This is a genomic window from Pseudomonas sp. MBLB4136, from assembly GCF_051904765.1.
Classification (GTDB): Bacteria; Pseudomonadota; Gammaproteobacteria; order Pseudomonadales; family Pseudomonadaceae; genus Aquipseudomonas.
The window spans coordinates 3,429,262-3,446,059 of sequence record NZ_CP196713.1; the positions used below are offsets into that span (position 1 = coordinate 3,429,262).

The 16,798-nt window shown below is 62.6% G+C and carries 16 protein-coding genes, 1 tRNA gene and 1 pseudogene; 6 read left to right on the top strand and 12 right to left on the bottom strand.

Going from position 1 to position 16,798, the window contains the following annotated elements:
* Positions 1 to 115: 115 nt before the first annotated feature.
* Entirely contained in the window at positions 116 to 565 is a 450-nt protein-coding gene (locus ACSX1D_RS15535; RefSeq protein ID WP_439859364.1) for a hypothetical protein, read from the bottom strand.
* 309 nt (positions 566 to 874) lie between these two features.
* Between ACSX1D_RS15535 and ACSX1D_RS15540 the strand changes: the two genes are divergently transcribed.
* The 5 genes from ACSX1D_RS15540 to ACSX1D_RS15560 all read left to right on the top strand — a co-directional run bounded on the left by ACSX1D_RS15540 (position 875) and on the right by ACSX1D_RS15560 (position 4,727).
* The gene (locus ACSX1D_RS15540; protein ID WP_439859365.1) at positions 875 to 2,347 is read left to right on the top strand and encodes a sensor domain-containing diguanylate cyclase; all 1,473 of its coding nucleotides are present in this window, start codon (positions 875 to 877) and stop codon (positions 2,345 to 2,347) included.
* Positions 2,344 to 2,571 (top strand): cysteine-rich CWC family protein, encoded by a 228-nt coding sequence (locus tag ACSX1D_RS15545; protein WP_439859366.1) that lies wholly within the window; start codon positions 2,344 to 2,346, stop codon positions 2,569 to 2,571. Before ACSX1D_RS15540 ends, ACSX1D_RS15545 begins: the two co-directional genes overlap by 4 nt.
* Positions 2,572 to 2,573: 2 nt before the next feature.
* Positions 2,574 to 3,278: a 16S rRNA pseudouridine(516) synthase gene (locus ACSX1D_RS15550; protein WP_439859367.1), complete on the top strand. Its 705-nt coding sequence runs from the start codon at positions 2,574 to 2,576 to the stop codon at positions 3,276 to 3,278.
* Positions 3,279 to 3,669: 391 nt separating this feature from the next.
* Positions 3,670 to 4,554: an alpha/beta fold hydrolase gene (locus tag ACSX1D_RS15555; protein WP_439859368.1), complete on the top strand. Its 885-nt coding sequence runs from the start codon at positions 3,670 to 3,672 to the stop codon at positions 4,552 to 4,554.
* A gap of 99 nt (positions 4,555 to 4,653) precedes the next feature.
* Positions 4,654 to 4,727, top strand: a tRNA-Gly gene (locus tag ACSX1D_RS15560).
* A 665-nt stretch (positions 4,728 to 5,392) separates the two neighbouring features.
* Here ACSX1D_RS15560 and folE read toward each other — a convergent pair.
* From folE to ACSX1D_RS15575, 3 genes are all read right to left on the bottom strand, one after another.
* Positions 5,393 to 5,947 carry a GTP cyclohydrolase I FolE gene (gene folE / locus ACSX1D_RS15565; protein WP_439859369.1) on the bottom strand — a complete coding sequence of 185 codons (555 nt, stop codon included), beginning with the start codon at positions 5,945 to 5,947 and terminating at the stop codon, positions 5,393 to 5,395.
* A 79-nt stretch (positions 5,948 to 6,026) separates the two neighbouring features.
* Entirely contained in the window at positions 6,027 to 6,821 is a 795-nt protein-coding gene (locus ACSX1D_RS15570) for a hypothetical protein (RefSeq protein WP_439859370.1), read from the bottom strand.
* Between the two features lie 97 nt (positions 6,822 to 6,918).
* Complete coding sequence (locus ACSX1D_RS15575) at positions 6,919 to 7,758, bottom strand: oxidoreductase (RefSeq protein ID WP_439859371.1); 840 nt, start codon at positions 7,756 to 7,758, stop codon at positions 6,919 to 6,921.
* Between the two features lie 227 nt (positions 7,759 to 7,985).
* Between ACSX1D_RS15575 and ACSX1D_RS15580 the strand changes: the two genes are divergently transcribed.
* Positions 7,986 to 9,005, top strand: a complete 1,020-nt coding sequence (locus ACSX1D_RS15580; RefSeq protein ID WP_439859372.1) for an amidohydrolase family protein — start codon at positions 7,986 to 7,988, stop codon at positions 9,003 to 9,005.
* 37 nt (positions 9,006 to 9,042) lie between these two features.
* Here ACSX1D_RS15580 and ACSX1D_RS15585 read toward each other — a convergent pair whose 3' ends face one another.
* From ACSX1D_RS15585 to ACSX1D_RS15620, 8 genes and pseudogenes are all read right to left on the bottom strand, one after another.
* Positions 9,043 to 9,600, bottom strand: coding sequence for a DMT family transporter (locus ACSX1D_RS15585; RefSeq protein WP_439862339.1), 558 nt, complete (start codon positions 9,598 to 9,600; stop codon positions 9,043 to 9,045).
* A pseudogene (locus ACSX1D_RS15590) lies at positions 9,580 to 9,972 on the bottom strand (DMT family transporter); the annotation flags it as partial. The gene ACSX1D_RS15585 and the pseudogene ACSX1D_RS15590, both read right to left, overlap by 21 nt.
* Before the next feature lie 146 nt (positions 9,973 to 10,118).
* Positions 10,119 to 10,982 (bottom strand): cache domain-containing protein, encoded by an 864-nt coding sequence (locus ACSX1D_RS15595; RefSeq protein WP_439859373.1) that lies wholly within the window; start codon positions 10,980 to 10,982, stop codon positions 10,119 to 10,121.
* Positions 10,983 to 11,029: 47 nt separating this feature from the next.
* Entirely contained in the window at positions 11,030 to 12,154 is a 1,125-nt protein-coding gene (locus ACSX1D_RS15600; RefSeq protein WP_439859374.1) for an acyl-CoA dehydrogenase family protein, read from the bottom strand.
* Between the two features lie 29 nt (positions 12,155 to 12,183).
* On the bottom strand, positions 12,184 to 12,984 hold the full coding sequence (locus tag ACSX1D_RS15605) for a crotonase/enoyl-CoA hydratase family protein (RefSeq protein ID WP_439859375.1): 801 nt from the start codon (positions 12,982 to 12,984) through the stop codon (positions 12,184 to 12,186).
* A complete protein-coding gene (locus tag ACSX1D_RS15610) occupies positions 12,981 to 14,054 on the bottom strand; it encodes an acyl-CoA dehydrogenase family protein (RefSeq protein ID WP_439859376.1) in 1,074 nt (357 codons plus the stop codon). The genes ACSX1D_RS15605 and ACSX1D_RS15610 overlap by 4 nt, the downstream gene beginning before the upstream one ends.
* A 2-nt stretch (positions 14,055 to 14,056) precedes the next feature.
* Entirely contained in the window at positions 14,057 to 15,205 is a 1,149-nt protein-coding gene (locus tag ACSX1D_RS15615) for an acyl-CoA dehydrogenase family protein (RefSeq protein ID WP_439859377.1), read from the bottom strand.
* A 107-nt stretch (positions 15,206 to 15,312) separates the two neighbouring features.
* A complete protein-coding gene (locus ACSX1D_RS15620; protein ID WP_439859378.1) occupies positions 15,313 to 16,620 on the bottom strand; it encodes an amidohydrolase family protein in 1,308 nt (435 codons plus the stop codon).
* Between the last annotated feature and the right edge of the window lie 178 nt (positions 16,621 to 16,798).

Genomic DNA, 16,798 nt, shown 5'->3' on the forward strand with positions numbered 1-16,798 from the left:
CCGGCCAAGTGCCGCGAAACGCCTTCCCTGGCCCGGCTAAAGAAGCGCCCTAATCAGCTCCGCAGCGGCCCCTTGAGCGCGCAGAAGTCAGGCCCTGCCTCGCAGCGACCGGCATTTACCAGCCGTGTCGCCGGCTGTTGCGCCGGCTATCCCGTCGAATCTCCTGGTGCTGCTGGTACCTCGGCGTGCGCTCCTGCGGCTTGAGGTGCTGACCGCGCCAGCCGCGCCGCGGCTCGGCCGAACGATAGTCGCGACGGCCGTCGATGCGGCGCATGGACCGCCGTTCGTCCCGGGAAAAACGCGCCGGGGGCGCCGGCAGGTAGTGGCGATCGTCGAAACGGCGGCGGTCATATCTGCGGCCTTCATGCCTGCGCGCGTCGTAGCGACGCACGTCATGGCCGTGATAACGCGGCACCCCGTATACCGGATAGCGCTGCACCTGATAGTGGTTGATCGAGTGGTAACGGTCATGACCCCGGTAGCCATGGTCGTAGCCACCGCCGTATACCGCACAACCGCTCAGCGACAGCCCGAACAAGGCTGCAAGCATGGATTTGTAGAACATGGCGGGCTCCTCCGAGCGCTGGAACAACGCCGACCGCAGCCGACACCTGGGATCGCTCCCACAGCATCTGACCGTCGCCGCCGCAATCCGGTCCGCCCCATGGATGACAAGGTGTTACAGCGCAGCCGCTACCCGCGGGCTACGCCGATCCAGCGCCTCTCCGGGCGCGTCGCAGGGAGCCGGAAAACACGCCCTCTTTCGCGAACCTCCGGTGCGCGCACCGCAAGCGGAAATCGCCAGCGATGACGCCAAGGCCACGGCGCGCTAGCATGGCCGGCTCCAACTCCCCCACGGAACGCCGATCAGCGCATGCCCCTCGCCACCTCGAAAACCGGCCAACGCGCGCTGGTCCTGCTCCTGCTGGCCCTGCTCGGCAGCGGCTTTCTCGCCACCTCCCTGGTCAGCTACCGCACCGCCCTCGAGTCGATCCGCGAGAGCATCGTCAACACCGAGCTGCCGCTGACCTCGGACAATGTCTATTCCGAGATCCAGAAGGATCTGGTGCGCCCCGTGCTGATCGCCTCGATGATGGCCCGCGACACCTTCGTGCGCGACTGGGTGATGGCCGGGGAACGGGACGTCGAGCAGATGACCCGCTACCTGCACGAGGTCCAGACCCAGTACGGCACGGTCACCAGCTTCTTCGTCTCGGAAAGGTCGCGCACCTACTACCAGGCCCAGGGCGTGCTCAAGCAGGTGCAGGAAGACACGGCGCGCGACGCCTGGTATTTCCGTGTGCGTGACATGGCCACGCCCTACGAGATCAATGTCGACGTCGACATGGCCAACCAGGACCGCCTGACGGTGTTCATCAACTACCAGGTGTTCGACTACCAGCAGCGTTTCATCGGCGCCACCGGCGTGGGCCTGACCGTGGACGCCGTGGTCCAGCTGATCGACGCCTACCAGCAGCGCTACGGGCGCGGCGTGTACTTCGTCGACCGCACCGGTCGCATCGCCCTCACCGGTGCCGACGGCGGGCCCCAGGGCGCCCGGACCGGCCAGTCGCTCGGCGAACTGGAGGGGCTGCGGGAGCTGCTGGACCGAGCGGGGCAACCCGAGGACGGCAACTTCCGCTACGAGGAACAGGGCCGCGGGCACTTCCTCAACGTGCGCTACATTCCCGAGCTGAACTGGTACCTGTTCGTCGACAAGCAGGAATCCGGGGCCCTCGCCGCCATCCGCCACTCGCTCTACCTGAATCTGCTGATCTGCCTGCTGGTGACCGTCGCCGTGCTGAGCGTCGTCAGCATCGCCCTGCGCCGCCACCAGACGCGCATCGCCGCCCTGGCCACCACCGACATGCTCACCGACTTGCCCAATCGCCGCGGCTTCGAACTGCTCGCCAATCAGGCGATCCAGGAGGCGCGGCGCAATCAGGGCCCGCTGTGCGCCCTGCTGCTCGACCTCGACCACTTCAAGCAGCTCAACGACAGCCACGGCCACCTGGCCGGCGACGAGGTGTTGCGCGGCTTCTCCGCCCGGCTGCGGCAGGACCTGCGCCAGTCCGACATCATCTGTCGCTGGGGCGGCGAGGAATTCATCGTCCTGCTCAAGGACAGCTCGCCGGAACAGGCGCGCCAGCTGGCGGAGAAGATCCGCCTGCACACCGAACAAAGCAGCTTCCACCATGCCGATGGCCAACTACGGGTCACCACCAGCATCGGCCTGGCCGAGCTGCACCCGGGCGACACCCTCGACCAACTGATCGGCCGCGCCGACCGCGCCCTGTACCGCGCCAAACAATCCGGCCGCAACCGCCTGTGCGAAGAAACCCTATGACCATCTGCGCCTCCCGCTGTCCGCTCTGTGGCCAGGACAACCAGTGCGCCCAGGTCGAGGCCTCGATGCCCGTTAGCCACTGCTGGTGCTTCGACGCGACCATCGAGCGCGAGGTCCTCGAGCGCCTGCCACAAGCGCAGCGCAACCGCGCCTGCCTCTGCCCCCGCTGCGCCCGGGGACTGCCTCCGGCCACCGCGACTCCGACGGCGGCCGATCCCGACTGACCATGCGCCTCGACCGCTTCCTCAGCAACCTGCCGCGCTTCAACCGCCAGGCCGTTCGCCAGCTGCTCGCCAGCGGCGGCGTGCGCCTGGACGGCCAGGTCAGCCGCGACGGGCGCAGCGAGGTCAGCGTGTTCAGCCGGGTCGAGCTGGGCGACGGCGAAGTACTGCAGGCCGGCAAGCGCGCGCGCTATTTCATGCTGCACAAGCCGCTCGGCGTGGTCAGCGCCACCGAGCACTCCGACCACCGCACCGTGCTCGACCTTTTGGACGAGCCGGACAAGCACGAGCTGCACCTGGCCGGGCGTCTGGACCTCAACACCAGCGGCCTGCTGCTGATCACCAACGACGGGCAATGGTCGCGCCGGGTGACCCTGCCGGAAAGCCAGAAGCCCAAGGTCTACCTGGTCGAGACCGAGGATGTGATCGAACCGGTCTATATCGAGGTGTTCGCTCGCGGCCTGTACTTCAGCTTCGAGGACCTGGTCACCCAGCCTGCCGAACTGCAGATCCTCGCGCCCCGCCGCGCCCGCCTGACCCTGCACGAAGGACGCTACCATCAGGTCAAGCGCATGTTCGGCCACTTCCGCAACAAGGTCGTCGGCCTGCACCGCATCAGCATCGGCGACATTCACCTCGATGCGCGGCTGGCCCCAGGCCAGTACCGCGCGCTGACGGCGCGAGAAGTCGCCGGATTTGCCCGCGACTGAGCCTGCCGTCGCAATGGACTGCCGCAAACGGCGACGATCGAAGAAAGTGAAATTGGTGCTTGCCAGGGCCGCGCCGCTGCTGCTTAAATCGAACCATAAGGTCTTGACGTGACCACGCGGTCGCAAAAGCCATCTAAGCGTTCTTTCGGTTGTCTGCGCACTGCGCAAAAATGGGTTCCTGCCTGGTTACACGACGCCTCTCCAGCCCCCTGCAAAGGCTGGAGCGGACGCTCTATTTCGACCCTAACCGATTGAAAATAAATAACCTATAAAAACCCCCAGCCTGACATCGCGCTGTCACGTCCAGGCGCTTTCCTGACTGTCCTACTTTGCTCGGCAAACGCCGCCACCCGGCCGCTTGCCATGCCTACTTGCGCCAGGAGGAAACAACATGAAGCCAGCTATCGCGGTCGTCGATGTTCACGGGAGTTTCAAGGTCCACACCGAGTTTTACGCCAACCCCAGCGCGCGCAAGACCATCATTCTGGTCAACGGCTCGCTGGCCACCACCGCCGCCTTCGCCCAGACGCTCAGGTACCTGCATCCGCAGTTCAACGTGGTGCTCTACGATCAGCCCTACGCGGGCCAGTCCAAGGCGCACAACAGCAACATCCGGCCGATCACCAAGGAGGACGAGGCCTACATCCTCCTCGACCTGATCGAGCGCTTCAGAGTCGACTACCTGCAGTCGTTCTCCTGGGGCGGCGTGCCGGCGATGATGGCCCTGGCGCAGCGGCCGGCGCGCATCGAAAAGGCGGTAATCACCTCCTTCTCGCCCCTGCTCAACGAGCCCATGCTCGACTACCTGGAGAAGGGCCTGATCAGCCTGCAGGCGGTGGATGGCGTGGGCCTCGGCCACCTGGTCAACAACACCATCGGCAAGCACCTGCCCTCGCTGTTCAAGCGCTTCAACCACCGCCACATCAGCAGCCTGGACGAGCACGAGTACCGGCAGATGTACGCCCACGTCAATCAGGTGGTGCACATGGAGAACCACTGCCAGATGGAGTGCCTGGCGACGATCGACATCCCGCTGCTGTTCGTCAATGGCGAACACGACGAATACACCTCGCCCCAGGACGTGCGCCTGTTCGCCGAGCACCTCGGCGATTGCCAGTTCGCCACCATCGACAATGCCGGGCACTTTCTCGACATGGAGCACAAAGGCGCCTGGTCGCAGACCCGCGACGTGCTGCTGGGCTTCCTGCAAGGCCCGGCGCGACGTGAGGCGGCTCATCGCCCGAGCCCCGAAGCCCAGCACGCCATCGCCCTATGAGGCACGAGATCGAGCCGCAGTCGCACCGAGGCGCTACACATTGCGTTCGGTGCGGGCTTCATTTCGGCGGCGAACTCTGGTACAAAGTCACCCGCTCAAGCGGGCGTCGTATAATGGCATTACCTGAGCTTCCCAAGCTCATGACGAGGGTTCGATTCCCTTCGCCCGCTCCAGTATTTCCGCAGCCTCCAGCCCTATCAGGGTAGCCCATATAGATCTGGGGGCCGTTTCGGGGGCCGTTTCAAGCCAGGGCATCCCCTCAGATATCCTGGATAGCCTGCCATATACCAGCGCTCTGAATTGCGAATGCCGTCAACTAGGCCAATCCAGCGCCCCATACGGCCGGTAATCTGTAGACCTTGAATAGGCAAGCGCTGCAGAAATTCAGAACCACCGCGGCCAACTTCTTTTCCGGCAGTAGCAATCGAGACTCTCCCGATTACGAGTCTCAGCCAGCTCGCACCGACCTACCCTCCTAAGCCAGAGTCGCAACAGAACCGTTTTCAGCCAAACCGGCCATGCCCCCACACTTCTCGGCCGACCTGAACGGATTTCGAATCCAATATCTACGCCATATTTTCAAAGACACCCCAAACAAGCTACTGATTTAAAGAACATCCACGCAACAGAACTAAGCAAGCCGCACCATGTTTTGGGGGCGAAATACCCCCAAATATCCCCCAGCACAGCCGACGGCCTACGCGAATGGCAGCAACATACGTCGATGACCGGCGCTTTTCGCTCACTTCCCTCAGTAACACTTTACGATTCGAAGAATGGGTGAATTCCTGCGTCAGTAGTGGATAACCCACCTAGGATTCAACAGAGGCCTGGCAGTTTACCGATCTATCAGTTGCAGGAATTCCTGGCGGGTATTGGTCGACTCGCGGAAGGCGCCGAGCATCACCGAGGTGCTCATCAGCGAGTTCTGCTTCTCCACCCCGCGCATCATCATGCACATGTGCTTGGCCTCGATCACCACCGCCACGCCGGCGGCGTTGGTCACCTGCTGCACCGCCTCGGCGATCTGCCGGGTCAGGTTCTCCTGGATCTGCAGGCGGCGGGCGAACATGTCGACGATCCGCGCCACCTTCGACAGGCCCAGCACCTTGCCGGTGGGGATATAGGCGACATGGGCCTTGCCGATGAAGGGCAGCAGGTGGTGCTCGCACAGCGAGTACAGCTCGACGTCCTTGACCATCACCATCTCGTCGTTGTCGGAGGCGAACAGGGCGCCGTTGACCACTTCCTCGAGGCTGGTCTGGTAGCCGTGGCAGAGGTACTGCATGGCCTTGGCCGCGCGCTTGGGTGTGTCCAGCAGGCCTTCGCGCTCGGGGTCCTCACCTATACCAATTAGAATGTCATGAAAAAGACTGTCCAGTACTCTGCTCATTGAAAGCCCCTCACTGTCCACTTAAGGGCGTCGACGTCCGCCATTGGCTCTTGCCCCTCTTCTCGCCTGATGGCACCCACTATCCATGCGCGCGACTATCCAAGGTGCGCGCCTCGTTATCTAGGGTCCGCATAGCGTTCCCCAAGTAGCGCGATACGGCGTCCGGCGCCCAGTTCCCAGTCGGTTCGAGCAAATGTCCGCGCACGAATCGGTAGCTCCTGAGTGGTGCGTTCAGCCTCTGTGCAAGCGCTGGGTCGTGCTCGGCCAGCTCAGCGAAGCCGCGTTCGATACCAGCATCCATTGCGCTGAGCGCCTGCTTGTCAGGTATCCAGATATCGCCGCCGAAATTTGGGAAGGACGCCATCTGGTAGTACAGCAGCATGCGTCCGATATCGTGGCTGAGCCCGTGGAGCCGGCGCAGCGTCTGCGCCCCCTCGGGCAGTGCGCTGTAGCGATCGCGCAGGGATGTTTCCAGCCGGATATGCGCCTCAATGACCCCTGGCAACCATCGTGAATAAGCCGGCCACACTGAGCGTACGTCGGCCGTACTCTGTGGCAGCTGCTGGAGCTGGGCAAAAGCATCGGCGAGCAGGCGAATCTGCTCGGCCAACCGGGCGTCGTCAGCTTTCGTAGATAACTCGCTCAAGCGCTTAAAACTTAGACTGAAGGCTTCGAGGTTTCCCGCTTCATAGGGAATGCCGTTGAGGTTGTAGTAAAGCAGGACGCTGACCGTAGTCATTGTCGCCAGCGTGCGCATTTCCTGGAGCTCTTGGCGGTCCAGCGCGGCCAACGCTTCTCCTCTGCTACAGGCCAGTAGCATCAGGATCAACAGGTAGTTCAGCCGACGGCTTTTTTTGCAGTTATCACGTTCCAAAACGCTCTCCTTGTTCAGGCTATGTCCACGCTAGCCCATAACCGATAAATCAATCCTTACCTACGCTTGCAACTAAGGTGCGCAACTGCGCTGAGCATCAACTGAAGTCTCCATCGGTCAATAGCGACCGTTCGCGCCACTGTTCGATCTCCCGCTCCATGGCTGCTAGCTTGCCGGTTACTACCTGTAGCGCGTCAGAACCAGCGAGATAGCGCAGTGGTGGCGCTTCTTCGGCGGCTATGCGCACCAGCATCGCCCCAAGCCTGGCCGGATCGCCGGGCTGTTGGTGATTGTTGGCCGCAGAGGATGCTTTGATCTTCTTGCTGAACTCGATGTAATCCTTCAGGCCTTCGCCACCCTGCGCCGCGGAGCTGTCGTCGAGGAAGTCGGTGCGGAAGGCGCCAGGTTCGACAATGGTCAGGTGGATGCCGAACTGCGCCACTTCCTGGGCCAGCGCCTCGGAGAAGCCCTCAACCGCGAACTTGGCCGAGCAATACAGCGCGGCGCCGCCCATGCCGGCCACACCGGCGATCGATGAAATGTTGAAGATGTGCCCGGAGCGTTGTTCGCGCATCGCGGGCAATACCGCGCGGCAGACATGGAACACGCCAAAGACGTTAGTGGCGAACTGCCGCTCGACAGCCTTCGCGTCGTTTTCCTCGAAGGGTCCCAACTGACCATAACCGGCATTATTGACGGCGACATCGATGCGTCCAAAACGGCGCAGAGCGGCCTCCACCGCCAAGGCCGCCTGCCCCTCCTGGGCAACATCCAATTGCACCGACAGCACCCGCTCGCCGTAGCAGCCATACAGGGTTTCGAGCCGGGCCAGATCGCGGCCCGAGGCGACCACATTGTCGCCGGCAGCCAGCGCAGCCTTGGCGATTTCCGCACCGATGCCGCGCGACGCGCCAGTGATGAACCATGTCTTGATCATTATTGTTCTCCGGGTTCAGGCCAGTGGCCGGAAAAGTCAGGCGTGTCTGTCCAGCGAGCTGACCAGCCTCGCTCGTCGCGACGCAGCTCATGATTATATGAACATAGTTACAGTTTTTGTTCATATAATTTATAGTCCAGTCAGTCTCCCGGAACGACTCCAGGCCGAACACTTGCTAGGCGTGTCTGTCGCTGCGTTGCAGATCACCGAGATAAAGGAGTACACAGATGCTGATCGATATTCACGCTCACCTTGTGACCAAGGGCATGCTCAATCGCCACGCGTTCTGGGGCCCCTTCATGAAAACCACGGGCTTCACCGTCGGCCACTTCTCCCTAGGCACCAAGCAACCGTCCAAGGCCGCCAACGATGAAGAGGCCGAAGCCAACCTGCTGGCACGCATGACCCACGAGAGTCGACGCAAGCTGATGGCCGAGCGCGGAGTGGACAAACTGGTGTTGTCGGCCCCCTCACATGCCTTCATGTACTGGGCTGACGAGTTCGGCAGCGAATACGCGCGGATCTGCAACGACGAAATGTCCGCCTATTGCCGCCAGGACCCGGCGCACTTCGACTTCTGGTGCCATGCCAACCTGGCCGAGCCGGCTGCCGCGGTGGAGGAAATCGACCGCGCCGTCACCCAGTTGTGCGCCAAGGGCGTGTGCGTCGGTGGGACTAATTTCAACGGCATAGAGACGTACGACGAACGCCTGTTCCCGGTTTGGGAAAAGATCGCCCAACTGGATGTGCCGATCATGGTGCATGGCTTCAATCAGTCGATGTACTGGGGCGACAAGCACAGCGACGACAAATTCGAGACGACCTCCATCGTCGGCGACTGTGTCGATGAAACCCTGTTCTTCTGGTACCTGATCTGTGGCGGTGCGCTGGACGCCTTCCCCAACCTCAAGGCCTACATCACCCATGCCGGCGGTATGGCGGTGTTCCAGCTGGGTCGCCTGAGCGAGCTGAACCGTGCCATGGCGCCGGATGCCCGTAATCAGAAGCCGCTCATGGACTACATGCCAAACTTCTACTTCGACCTCGATGTACATGCACCGGGCCTGCGCCGAGGTGTCGTGGAGGTGGTCGGGGTCGACCGGCTGGTCTATGGCACCAATTTCGGTGGCGCCTACGACCATGGCGATCTCACCGCAGGCCTCGGCCTCAATGACAGCGAACGCGAAAAAATCCGCAGCGGTAATGCCATCCAGCTGCTCAAACTGGATATGCCCGGCTCTCTCTGAGCCGCCAACTGCAGCTCGGTGTGGGCAGCACCACAGCTCAATTGCCAGGTCGATTGGTCGGCGGATAGGCGCTGGATGACTCGTCCTGCGGCAATGGATCGACGGCGGGTTTGAGCCGTCCCTGCGCCAGCGCAATACCGCACAAGATCAGCCCGCCACCGACGGCGTGGTAACCATGCAAGGCCTCGTCGAGCATGAGCACCGCGAGCACGGCGGTGAGCAGCGGCACCAGGTTCATGAACACGGCGATCCTCTCCGCGCCCAGGATGGCCAGTGCGTAATTCCACAGGCCCGGCGCCAGCCCCGACGCGAACAGCCCCGCATAGACCACCAAGGGGATGTTCTGCGCGGTCAGTTGCACCGACGCTGCGAGCAGGAAGGCTGGAGTCAGCACCAGCAGGCCGCAGAATATCTGTACATAGAGTGCCACCCAGGTAGAAACCGGCAACTGCCAGCGTTTCAGCAGCAGGCAGTACAAGGCGTAGGAGACCGAAGCCAGCAGCATCATCAGCTCGCCCTGGCCCATCCCCTCCGCCCACAGCCGGCAGGGTTGCCCCGCGCTGATAAGCAGCGCCAGGCCAACGAATGAAAGCATCCCACCCAAACAGATACCTGGCGTGGGCCGGGTACGCAGCAGCGGGATGGCGAGGACGATGGTCAACAGCGGCATGGTGCCGAGGATCAAGCCCATCGACATGGCTGAAACCGTGTGCGCCGCGAAATAGGCCAGCGACTGGTACAGCGCCATGCCCAACACGCCGAGGCTGAACAGCTGCCAGAAATGCCGTGTTATCGACTGCCGCTGCCGCCAAACTCCAGACAGCAGCCATGGGCTGAGCAGCACAAAGGCGAGCAGCCAGCGGTAGAAGGAAATGGCTGCAGGGTCGATAGCCCCCACCGCCAGGCGATTGACCACGGTGCTGCCGGCCCAGATCAGCGAAGCCAGCACGGGCAGGATATAGAGCATGGGACGACTGCCCCCTCGAGCGGCATTGATTCTGCGGCCCAGGCTTTATCGATAGCCGGACGGCCGCTCCATGGCAACGAGGGCTCGCTGTGCCTACCTGGCGACCCGGATAGACGACACGCGCGGCGCTGGCGACTCAGCCGAAGTCAGCGCGGCTTCTGGTAATACCCCACCGCGACCGCATAATCGCCAACCTTACGAATCAAGGTGCTCTTGCTCTCGCTGCGCCCAGTCACCGGATTGCGCCACAGGTAAGTGAGTTCGCCCTCGCCTTTGCCGTTGACGATCTCGAGCATTTGCTCGCCAATGGGCACATGATCGTCCGACTGCACGGCACGGAAGTCGGTGCCAACCATTCTCAGGTTGTAGCCGTGTGCGACGTAGCGCTCCGTTCGCAGATCGGCGACGAACACATAGAGATCGTCGCGAATAAAGTTCGCATCCAGGCTGTTGATGCGCTTGAAGGTTTCCTTGGGGTTCTCGGCCACGGCGGCCACGGCCCGCTCCAGCAGACTCTCCGCCTCTTCCGGGCTGGCGCGCGGCATGTAGTAACCAACCGCAAAGATGCGCTCGCCGACCCGTCGAAAGAACACATGCTTGCGTTCGACCTTGCCGTCGTTCCAGTTCAGCCAGCGGTACTCGGCGCGGTGCACAGCGCCGCTGTCAGGCAGGTTCAATGCCTCGCGAAACGCCGCGTTGAGCTCGTCATTCAGTGCGCTACTGATATTGCGCCCGACCAGGTTCACCGAAGGCCCACCGCTGGCCAGCATCACTCCGGCAGTATCCAGGACATAGACATATAACTCGTCGTCGATGAACTCGCCTTGGCGGCTGAACGCTGCCAACGCCGCGTCGCCGGTCGCTTGGTAATGCGCCACGGCCTTGTCCAACAGGGCTTTGGCGCGCTCGGCCTCCGGGGCGTAACGTTGTTCGAGCGTCTCCTGCGCGGCTACGCCCGACAACGAGAACAACCCCAGGAGCAGGAGCAAGGTAGAACGAAGCAACATCATGGCAAATTCCTCAACGACTGATCCTGCGAGGACCGTTCAACGGCATTTCACAGCGTGCGGCCGATGATTTCCTTCATGATTTCCGAGGTGCCGCCATAGATACGCGCCACCCGCGCATCGACCCAGGCGCGGCTGATCTTGTACTCGCTCATAAAACCGTAGCCACCATGCAGCTGGAGGAACTCGTCGAGCAGCTTGCCCTGCATTTCCGAACCTAGCAGCTTGGCCATGGCCGCGACGTCCGGGGCCAGCTCGCCACGCATCACCTTGGCCAGGCAGTCGTCGACGAACACCCGCAACATGGTCGCCTGCGCCTTGGCTTCGGCGAGCTTGAAGCGAGTGTTCTGAAAGTCCAGCACCGGCTTGCCGAAAACCTTGCGCTCGCGGGTGTAGTCGATGGTTTCTTCGAGCAGCGTGTGGATCGACTGCGCCGCGCGAATGGCGATGATCAGTCGCTCCCAGGCCAACTGGTGAGTGAGGTACTTGAAGCCCTGGCCTTCTTCGCCCAGGCGGTTACTCGCCGGCACCCGCACTTCGTCGAAGAACAGCTCGGAGGTGTCTTGGCCCTTCAAGCCGATCTTTTCCAGCAAACGCCCCTTGGAAAAGCCTTTGCGCTCCTCCTCGATACAGATCAGCGTCAGCTCTTTGGCCGCCGGATCGAGCTTGGTCGCGGTGACCATCAGCCCGGCGTTGCCACCATTGGTGATAAAGGTCTTCTGTCCGGAGACGATGTAATCGTCTCCATCGCGGCGAGCCAGGGTGCGCATGGAACGCAAATCGCTGCCGATGCCCGGCTCGCTCATGGCGATCACCCCGATCAGCTCACCACTGACCATGCGCGGCAGCCACTTGAGCTTCTGCTCTTCACTGCCGTAGGCCACGATGTAGGGCGCGACGATCTCCGAATGGGTGGTGAAGCCCACCGCGGTGGCGTTGGCCCTGGCCAGTTCCTCGATCATCACCGCCGAGTGACCGAAATCGCCGCCTGAGCCGCCGTACTCCTCCGGCACGGTCGAGCACAGAAGCCCGAGTTCGCCGGCCTTGAGCCAGACGTCCTTGGGCACGATGCCGTTCTTTTCCCATTCATGCAGGTACGGAACGATCTCGCGATCGACGAAACGCCGCGCCATTTCGCGGAACATGTTGTGGTCTTCCCGGAAAACGCCACGCATGGCTATCACTCCAAATTCGGTTGGTGGTCTCAACGGTCCTGGTAGTCAGGCTTGCGCTTGTCCATGAAAGCAACGACGGCCTCATGGTGGTCTTCCGTATGATGGGCCAACGACTGATAGGCAGCCGACAGCTCCAGCAGCGAATCCAGGCGCATGTGCTGACCTTCGCGCAGCAGGCGCTTGCACAGACGCAGGGCATGGCCAGGGTTACTGGCGATACGCTGGGCTAGCGCATGCGCCTCGGCCTGCAGGGTCTCATGGGTGCAAACCTGCTCCACCAGTCCCCAGTCCAGCGCCTTGGCGGCGTCGATGGTGTCGCCGGTGAAGGCCATCAGGCTGGCCTTGGGAATGCCGATGATGCGCGGCAGCAACCAGGCGCCGCCGTCGCCGGGCACTATCCCCAGGCGCACGAAGCTTTCCGCGAACAAGGCCGAGCTGGAAGCCAGGCGGATGTCGCACATACAGGCCAGGTCCAACCCGGCGCCGATGGCCGGGCCGTTGACCGCGGCGATGACCGGGATGTCCAGCTCGTAGAGCGCCAGCGGAATGCGCTGGATGCCATCGCGGTAGGTATTGCGCAATTCGTACGGCGAACCGGCGAAGATGCCGCCGCGCTCGCGCATGTCCTTGACGTTGCCACCAGCACAAAAGGCGCTACCGTTGCCGGTGAGCACCATCACTCTCGCCGAACGATCGCGGCGCAGTTCGGCACAGAGATCCACGAACTCCTGGATCTGTTCCGGTGAAGTCAGCGCGTTGCGGGTCTCCGGGTGGTTCATGCGCACGGTGACGATGCCGCCCTCGCGCTCGATCTGCAGGAAGGGACTCATGCCGATTTCCTCTCGAGAGTGCGTAGCTGTTGATTGGCGTGGTCGGTCAACAGCGCCCAGTAGCCATCGCCGCCTGCGCCGCAGACCATCTGGCCGATGCGCTGACTCCACAGGCTCGCCGAACCGAATTCGCTGCGCCAAGCCCACAGCCGTCGCGACAACAGATGCAGCGAGTATTCCTGGGTGAAACCGATGGCGCCGTGCACCGAGTGTGCGATGCCAGCGCCAACGCTGGCGGCTTCCGCAGTACTGACCTTGGCCGCGGCGATGGTCAGGGTGGCGAAAAGCGTATCCGACTCGGCGAAGGCGGCTTCCGCCGCAATACCCGCCGCCGCGGCCTGTTCGGAGAACACCGCAAGCTGCTGCTGAATCGCCTGGAAGGCCCCGATAGCACGGCCGAACTGGGTGCGCTCGCGGGCATAAGCCGAGGTCATATCCAACAGGGCATGCAACGCGCCGGCGATCTGCGCCGAACGCAGCAGTGCGCCGCCCAACTGCAACACCTCGGCCGACAGCGATGCGGGCAATGGCGCAGAGGCCAGCACCCGGGCACCGGTGAAGTGCAGGCTGTCGCGCGGTTCACCGGCCACGTTCAGGCTCAATGTCTGGCTGGCAGCACTCTCGGTGGACAACAGCACCACGCTCGGCGTCGCGCTGTTGCGATCGGCGATGGCCACCAGGCTTTGTGCGTGCCGGCCCCAGGGCACGTCACGCAGCGCCCCAACCACGGCACCATCGCGCAGGCTCAGATCGGCCTCCGCGGCGAAGCTGAGAATGTCGGTCTGAGGCTCGAGGCCGACCTTGCCGAGCAGCCAGTTGCCCAACAGGGCCTCACCCAGCGGGATAGGTGCGGCAAAGCGACCCGCCGCGCGGGCCAGCACGTAGAGGTCGGCCCAGCCGGCCTCGGCACCGCCCAGGGACTCCGGCACGGCCGCCAGGGTGAAACCGGAAGCTTCAACAGCCGCCCAAAGTTCGGCCGGCCACTCGCCGCCCTCGCAGCCAAGCACGTATTCAGGCGTGGCCAGGTCGGCGAGCAGACGCTCGATAGTCGATTCGAATAGCTCTCGCATAATTATCGCAACCCCATGCCGCGCGCGATGATGCCGCGCAGGATTTCGCGGGTGCCTCCACGCAGTGAGAAAGACGGTGCCATCTGGGTCAGGTAGGCGAGAACCTGGGCATGCTCGCTGCCGCCCTCCTGACGAGGCTCGGCCTCCAGCAGCAGTTGCGCGACCTCGGGAATTTCCTGTTCGAACAGGTTGCCCAGGTCCTTCACGCAGGAGGCGGCCCAGGCCGGGTGTTCGCCCGCCGCCAACTGTGCGGTGACCGACAGCGACATGTTGCGCAGGGTCAGCAGTTTGGCGCTGAGACGGCCGATTTCACGGCTCTGCAAGGCGTCGGGCTGACGCCCCACGGCGCTGATCAGCGTTTTCAGCAGTTCGATGCAACTGAGGAAGCGCTCCGGACCGCTGCGCTCGAAGGCCAGTTCGGCCGTTACCTGGTCCCAGCCCTTGCCTTCGGTGCCGATCAAGGCGTCGGCATCGAGCTGCACGTTGTCGAAGAACACCTCGTTGAAATGCTCGCCGCCAGCCAGATCGCGAATCGGCCGAATGGTGATGCCCGGCAGGCGTAGGTCGACGATGAACTGCGACATGCCCTCGTGGCGTGCGGCCTGCTTTTCGCCGGTACGCACCAGGGCAATCATGAAGTGCGCGTGCTGGGCATTGGTAGTCCATACCTTCTGCCCGTTGAGCAACCAGCCAGCAGCGTTACGGGTGGCCGAGGTCTTGATCGAGGCCAGGTCGGAACCGGAGTTCGGTTCGCTCATGCCGATACAGAAGTAGCTCTCGCCACGGCAAATCGGCGGCAAATAGCGCTCCCGCTGAGCCTCGCTACCAAAGCGATTGATCAACGGCCCGCTCTGCCGGTCGGCAATCCAGTGCGCCGACACAGGCGCGCCGGCGGCCAGCAGCTCCTCGATGATCACGTAGCGGGCAAACGGCCCTGCAGCCGCGCCGCCGTAATGCTCGGGCAGCGCCATGCCGACCCAACCCTGGGCACCGAGCTTGCGGCTGAAGGCCGCATCGAAGCCCATCCAGGACTGCGCCCTGGCGGTTGTCGGGTAGTCGCCGAGATTGCTCTGAAGGAACTCCCGCACCTCGTAGCGAAGTGCCTCCGCCTCGGCGGGAATTCTGCTGTAGGTGAACTGGGTGATAGACATGTGCGCTCTCTAAACTAGGCACGAGGCCTGGTCGCCATGCGGCGACCAGGCAAGCCGATGCTTTCGGCCCACCCGCCGCGGAACGGCGGGTGGGGCTCCGCTGGACCTTAAAGCGCAGTACCGGCGTCGGCCTTCTCGAACATCGCATTGATGTCGCCCGAGGTGACCGGCTTGCCGTCGTTGCGCCCATGGTCGGCACCGCCGAGACCCAGTGCAGGCTCGATGCTGACATGCGTCGCCTTGGCCCGCAGCGCGGCAACGGTGCAGTTCTCGCGACCGTGAATGGAGAACGGATCGAAGGAGAACTCACGCATGGCATTGAGGTGAGTAACCTTGTCGATGGTCTCCTTGGACAGGTGCTGCAACCCTTCCCAGGCGGATTCTGGCGAATTCGGCCAGGTGCAGTCGGAGTGCGGGTAGTCGCTTTCCCAGGTAACCATGTCTTCGTTCATGAATTTGAGGTTCTGCAAACCGAAGTTGTCTTCGATGAAGCAGGTGACGAAGTGCTTCTTGAAGATATCGCTGGGCATCTGCCCACCGAAGTTGGAGTTGGTCCAGGCATTGTGGTGCCGGTGAGTGAAGTCCGCTCGCTCCAACAGATAGGGAATCCAGCCGATACTGCCCTCGGACAAGGCCATGCGCAGATTAGGGAACTTTTTCCACATCGGCGCCCAGATCCAGTCGGCTGCCGAGTTGGCAATGGAAATCGGCATGGAGGTGATCCAGGCGTCGATCGGCGACAGGTCGGAGGCATGGTTGGCCTTCACACCGGTGCCAATGTGGCAGCAGATCACGACGTTATTGTCCGAACAGGCTTTCCACAACGGATCCCAGTAATCGCTGTGAATCGAGGGATAACCATGGATCGCCGGATTATCGGACAGCGACACCGCATGTACGCCCTGCTTGGCCAGGCGCTCGACCTCTGCAGCAGCGGCCTGCATGTCCCACCAAGGCACCAGCATCAAGGGGATGAAGCGTCCCGGCGCGGCGTTGCACCAATCATGCAGGTGCCAGTCGTTGTAGGCCTGAATGGCGGCCAAGGACACAGCACGATCGGCATGCACCTGGAAGCGTTGGCCTGCGAAGCCGGGGAAGGTCGGGAAGCACAGCGAGCCGAGCACGCCGTTGGCGTTCATGTCGTCGACACGGTCCATGATGCTCCAAGTGCCACGACGCATCTGGTCGTAGCCCAGCGGCTCCATGCCGTACTCCTCTTTAGGGCGACCGACCACGGAGTTGAGCCCCATGTAACCGGTCGCTTGCTCTTCGAAAACCCACACATCACGGTCGCCGCGCTTGACGACATGGGGCTCCCGGCCCTTGAAACGGGCAGGCATGTGACGAGCAAAGGCATTTGGTGGCTCAATCGCGTGATCATCAACGCTGACCAGAATCAGATCTTCAACCTTCATTGTTATCCCCTTCGCTAACGGGTTCTCTGTATGTGCTTCGATCATAGAGCACGGCTAGAGAAGATATAAACACATTTTAGATTTATGTTCAACTAATCAGGGGAGCCCTACATGCCACCTGCTTCTGTCGTCAGACCGGGACGGCGCCCCGTAGAACGGAGACTGAAAAGGCGGCACA

What these genes read in the sequence shown, in the direction of transcription:
- ACSX1D_RS15555 (WP_439859368.1), top strand. Translation starts at nt 3,670, where the DNA reads ATGAAGCCAGCTATCGCGGTCGTCGATGTTCACGGGAGTTTCAAGGTC.
- ACSX1D_RS15615 (WP_439859377.1), bottom strand. Translation starts at nt 15,205, where the DNA reads ATGTCTATCACCCAGTTCACCTACAGCAGAATTCCCGCCGAGGCGGAG.
- ACSX1D_RS15620 (WP_439859378.1), bottom strand. Translation starts at nt 16,620, where the DNA reads ATGAAGGTTGAAGATCTGATTCTGGTCAGCGTTGATGATCACGCGATT.
- ACSX1D_RS15550 (WP_439859367.1), top strand. Translation starts at nt 2,574, where the DNA reads ATGCGCCTCGACCGCTTCCTCAGCAACCTGCCGCGCTTCAACCGCCAG.
- ACSX1D_RS15585 (WP_439862339.1), bottom strand. Translation starts at nt 9,600, where the DNA reads ATGCTTTCATTCGTTGGCCTGGCGCTGCTTATCAGCGCGGGGCAACCC.
- ACSX1D_RS15605 (WP_439859375.1), bottom strand. Translation starts at nt 12,984, where the DNA reads ATGAGTCCCTTCCTGCAGATCGAGCGCGAGGGCGGCATCGTCACCGTG.
- folE (WP_439859369.1), bottom strand. Translation starts at nt 5,947, where the DNA reads ATGAGCAGAGTACTGGACAGTCTTTTTCATGACATTCTAATTGGTATA.
- ACSX1D_RS15595 (WP_439859373.1), bottom strand. Translation starts at nt 10,982, where the DNA reads ATGATGTTGCTTCGTTCTACCTTGCTCCTGCTCCTGGGGTTGTTCTCG.
- ACSX1D_RS15580 (WP_439859372.1), top strand. Translation starts at nt 7,986, where the DNA reads ATGCTGATCGATATTCACGCTCACCTTGTGACCAAGGGCATGCTCAAT.
- ACSX1D_RS15575 (WP_439859371.1), bottom strand. Translation starts at nt 7,758, where the DNA reads ATGATCAAGACATGGTTCATCACTGGCGCGTCGCGCGGCATCGGTGCG.
- ACSX1D_RS15600 (WP_439859374.1), bottom strand. Translation starts at nt 12,154, where the DNA reads ATGCGTGGCGTTTTCCGGGAAGACCACAACATGTTCCGCGAAATGGCG.
- ACSX1D_RS15540 (WP_439859365.1), top strand. Translation starts at nt 875, where the DNA reads ATGCCCCTCGCCACCTCGAAAACCGGCCAACGCGCGCTGGTCCTGCTC.
- ACSX1D_RS15545 (WP_439859366.1), top strand. Translation starts at nt 2,344, where the DNA reads ATGACCATCTGCGCCTCCCGCTGTCCGCTCTGTGGCCAGGACAACCAG.
- ACSX1D_RS15535 (WP_439859364.1), bottom strand. Translation starts at nt 565, where the DNA reads ATGTTCTACAAATCCATGCTTGCAGCCTTGTTCGGGCTGTCGCTGAGC.
- ACSX1D_RS15610 (WP_439859376.1), bottom strand. Translation starts at nt 14,054, where the DNA reads ATGCGAGAGCTATTCGAATCGACTATCGAGCGTCTGCTCGCCGACCTG.